A 3,733-nucleotide genomic window follows, 5' to 3' on the forward strand; every position below is an offset into this window, starting at 1 on the left:
TTATTCCACAATCGGGCCATTTAATGGAATAAGACTTTAAACAAAACTGGATATTTATGTGATATTGTGAAGAAATGTACTTAAACTAAAGATGCAGTTTAGTTTAATAATGCTTGAATAAAATGGGGAAAATCCATATATGAAATCTCTTTTGGGAATGGCGTAAAATGAGAATTTTATATTGGTTAGTAAAGTTAGTCTGGTATTTGGTAATTACCGTTGTAGCAACAACATATTGGAACGGTTTCGGTTGGTGGTTTTTAATAATATGTGCAATCGTTCTGATTATGGGGGATGAATTGATAAGAAAATCACTTAAAAAGTAACATCGAAGGAGATTCATAATGGGAAAAGACTTCTATGCTGGTATTTTCAGCTTTACGGTTGGTGTTTTTGCAATTTATATGTTCTTCCACGCAACAAGTGAACGATTCTTGAACAATAAAACGTATGAACACATCATGTATATATCCCCGTTACCCGTCTCTTTTAATTTCTGGTTCATTAAAATTTTGTTTATGGTAGGCGGACATTTATGTTTGGTTGTCGGGGTATACGGAATCATTGAACCATTTCTTTAGGCTAATCGTTCTTCAGCTAACGGTGCAATTTAGTTGAAGAAAAATACTTACATAATAATATCGGAGGTGTTGTAGTGATTACGGTTAAAAATGCTGAAAGTTACCTTAAAGATAAGATTGGTGAAGATGACGATGATATAAAAAAAGTTTGGGGAACATTTAAGGATTTTTGTAAAGAACCTGTTGAGGGAGAAGAGGATAAAGAAATTCTATTTCAATGTGGTATTTATGATTTTACTGGAGAGGAACTATTTCATTTTGGTTTTGTACGTCAGTTTACTGTTTATGAAGAAGATGAGTATTCTCGTATGGAACAACTTCACTGTGAATTTTTATTTAAACCAACAGTTGAGTTAAGAAAGTTAGAGGTAGCAGAATGGTCAATGGATTATGAGGATATAGATGATTTTTTAAATCATATAAAAAAGCTTCCAGAGTTTAAAATACCTTTGAATTTAAAGCCAATAAAATTAGAAATACATCAAGAAGAAGTTTAAACCTTATTTCACTAAAGGGGGCAAGAGTTAAAGAACAAGTTGTTGATGGTATGTCATAGAATTGAGGTAAGCATGATGTTGAAGAAACTAATAATATTACTGAAGATGATAAGTAAAATTTGTCGGGGATTTTGAAAATTTGGCAGAGAAAAGTTAAGTAGTAAGCATCATAAAATGCTTACCTAACAAACCTCATCCAGAGAAATGATTCTATGCTTTAACTCTTTATTCCAATTTAAAACACCTATTACAAATTGCTCATCTTCTGTTATTGTCGCATATCTGAAATGTTCATCCCCGTTAATAAGGAATGATATTTCCTGTTTTGCCTCCATCTTTGCAAAGACATCTTTTGTGTAATCAAGTGGTAGAATCTCATCTAATCCTTCTGTTGGTCGCCCGATCCATTGAAACAGGAAATCTTTGATTAAATATTGCTCAATCATAGATAAATTTTTCTTAAATTTTAGCTTATTAACGGATACTGTTTTCACTAAATCCACTCCTCAAATAGTAAGTAAAGTTTATACTTTAATATACCTGACTTCAACGGTATTGTTGTTACATGATATTTACATTTTGATTTCAAGCCAATGTTAAATATGGGTCCATTGAGTCATTCATTTTTTCTTATTTATAGCCTTCTTTGGAAATCAAAAAATAAGATAAATGTTATTCTAGTGGTGTAAGGTCTGAAGTTTAACTAACTTAATATGACTATGTTTTGGCAATCTTTCAGAAATTATATGTACTATTTCATCATCCGATAGTTCGCCTTCAGGAATAGCATTTGGGTGAGATATCGGTTTGTTTGCATTAATTAAGATAAAGGAGCACCTTCTTTCAATAAAAAGTTCTCTACTATTTTTGTATCATCTTACTTCTTTCTAATGCATTAGTAAGTACCTGTTTTAGATCGGGGTCAGTTATTGTATTTAAACCAACATGGTAAAGAGACTGCTGCTTCATGGAAAGCCGTGAATGCTGTCCACAAGTCCATTACTTCACCAACCTGGAGTGCTGGTTTTGGCTAAAGAATGAAATCGAGAATGTTTGTCAAGGAATGTACTTAAGCTAACGGGTGCGTAAATCTAAGAAGGATTACCGCTTTTTTTTTGAAGTTATTGTACTAACGGGCAGGATAGTTTAATAAGAAAGTATAGGAAAGGGGAAGCATTTATGACCCAGTATATTTATTTTGCTTCACCAATGAGATTACCTAAAGGTTCATTCGGTTCAAATTCCGTATCTACTGAACAACCGAATGTCTTTAGAAATGGATTAGATTTCATACATTTATATTTTGAAAATAATTACGATTGCAAATTAAAACGAAGATTTTCATATAGTCCACACTTCTCATACAATCATCAAGTGGCAGCTTACTCTAGTCACATTCCTTTAAAACTTCAATTAAAAGGAACTGCGGAAGAAGTGAAATGTTTAACTATACTATATTCTTATCTTGAAGAAACCATTCAAGCTAGTGGCGTTGTAGAGTATTTTACTTGCTTGAGTGGTAAAGAAGAGTTGGCACTTTCAAAAAAACGAAACATTCATTGGTTAGACATTAAAAAACCTTATGACTTGGTTTTAGAAGACCGTGAGTTTTGGGAAATTACCTTTTAGAATCCAAACTCTTATTGCGTTAACGGATGCGATAATCCAAGAAGGGTTTCGCTACTTTTGTTGAAGTAATTCAACTATCGGTGCAGGATAGTTCAATTACTTTATTTGGGCATTGTGTTGAAATTAGGATAACCTTGATTTGAGAGGCATTAGATCTAGTAGTATAAAAAATAAGGGGTAAAATTAGTGAATGAATTTTATAAGGCGTTAACATATATAAATAAAAATTTTTATGAGCCAAATCACTTCATTATAAAAGCTATCCGAGAAGAAGCTCAAAATTCAGATTATGGGGCGGGTATATTTCAGCTAAACTCGAAATCGGTTAGATTTAGAGTCGCAAAGAAAACACCTACTAAGATAGGACAGTTTGTTGCTTTTTGGGAAAAAGATAGGAATCATAAAAACCAAGCCTTTTCATATGAAAAGGNNAGTAAAAATAATTTTGGACAATTCGTTTTTCCAAAAGAAGTTCTTGTAAAACAAAATATCCTTAAAACAGCCATTACAAAAGGAAAAATGGCAATTAGAGTTTACCCTAGATGGGAAAAACCAACTAGCAAACAGGCTATTGAAACTCAAAAATGGCAATTAGAATATTTTGTTGAGGTGAATAAACAAAATCATATACCATTACAAGAACTATTAAAACTATATTCTAACTAAAATTGGATAGAACTAAGCTGGCTAATAGTTTGTGAAAAATTACACTTAAACTATCGGGTGCCTTAGTTAAATATGATTTGTTGTTAACATATAGAAGCCAGTTAAAAAATGGGGTGTTATGATGATTCTTTTAAATGGGGTAAGTGGGTTTAATGGTCCTGATGGACAAATTGTAGTTGGTAGCCAGTTTAAAAGATTATGTTATGCAACAGTTTTGAATTTAGGTGGAAGTATATTATCTTTTAAAGAGCCAGAGGTAGCACAACATTATTATACAGAGATAAAAATCTTTGGAGAGAATTTATATATTTTACTAAATGGACAATACCCTTTTATCGCATTTTCTTCATCTGTAATACC

Annotated in this window: 5 protein-coding genes and 1 pseudogene; 5 read left to right on the top strand and 1 reads right to left on the bottom strand. The window is 32.0% G+C overall.

What is annotated here, in order from left to right; all coding sequences use genetic code 11:
- Window positions 1-344 precede the first annotated feature (344 nt).
- Together V7127_RS22775 and V7127_RS22780 are read left to right on the top strand one after the other, a co-directional pair.
- Window positions 345-581, top strand: coding sequence for a hypothetical protein (locus V7127_RS22775; RefSeq protein WP_335490027.1), 237 nt, complete (start codon window positions 345-347; stop codon window positions 579-581).
- 74 nt (window positions 582-655) lie between these two features.
- Window positions 656-1,078 (top strand): hypothetical protein, encoded by a 423-nt coding sequence (locus tag V7127_RS22780; RefSeq protein WP_335490030.1) that lies wholly within the window; start codon window positions 656-658, stop codon window positions 1,076-1,078.
- Between the two features lie 182 nt (window positions 1,079-1,260).
- On the opposite strand, the gene V7127_RS22785 is transcribed toward V7127_RS22780, so the two are convergent.
- Window positions 1,261-1,572, bottom strand: a complete 312-nt coding sequence (locus tag V7127_RS22785; RefSeq protein ID WP_335490033.1) for a hypothetical protein — start codon at window positions 1,570-1,572, stop codon at window positions 1,261-1,263.
- A 685-nt stretch (window positions 1,573-2,257) separates the two neighbouring features.
- On the opposite strand from V7127_RS22785, the gene V7127_RS22790 reads away from it, so the two are divergent.
- From V7127_RS22790 to V7127_RS22800, 3 genes and pseudogenes are all read left to right on the top strand, one after another.
- Window positions 2,258-2,707, top strand: a complete 450-nt coding sequence (locus V7127_RS22790; RefSeq protein ID WP_335490036.1) for a hypothetical protein — start codon at window positions 2,258-2,260, stop codon at window positions 2,705-2,707.
- A 186-nt stretch (window positions 2,708-2,893) separates the two neighbouring features.
- Complete coding sequence (locus V7127_RS22795; RefSeq protein WP_335490039.1) at window positions 2,894-3,373, top strand: MepB family protein; 480 nt, start codon at window positions 2,894-2,896, stop codon at window positions 3,371-3,373.
- A 118-nt stretch (window positions 3,374-3,491) separates the two neighbouring features.
- A pseudogene (locus V7127_RS22800) lies at window positions 3,492-3,733 on the top strand (hypothetical protein); the annotation flags it as partial.

This window comes from Bacillus sp. JJ1773 (assembly GCF_036962035.1).
Classification (GTDB): domain Bacteria; phylum Bacillota; class Bacilli; order Bacillales; family Cytobacillaceae; genus Cytobacillus.

Excerpts from the sequence above, each read along its gene's own strand:
- V7127_RS22775 (WP_335490027.1), top strand. The coding sequence starts at position 345 with ATGGGAAAAGACTTCTATGCTGGTATTTTCAGCTTTACGGTTGGTGTT.
- V7127_RS22790 (WP_335490036.1), top strand. The coding sequence starts at position 2,258 with ATGACCCAGTATATTTATTTTGCTTCACCAATGAGATTACCTAAAGGT.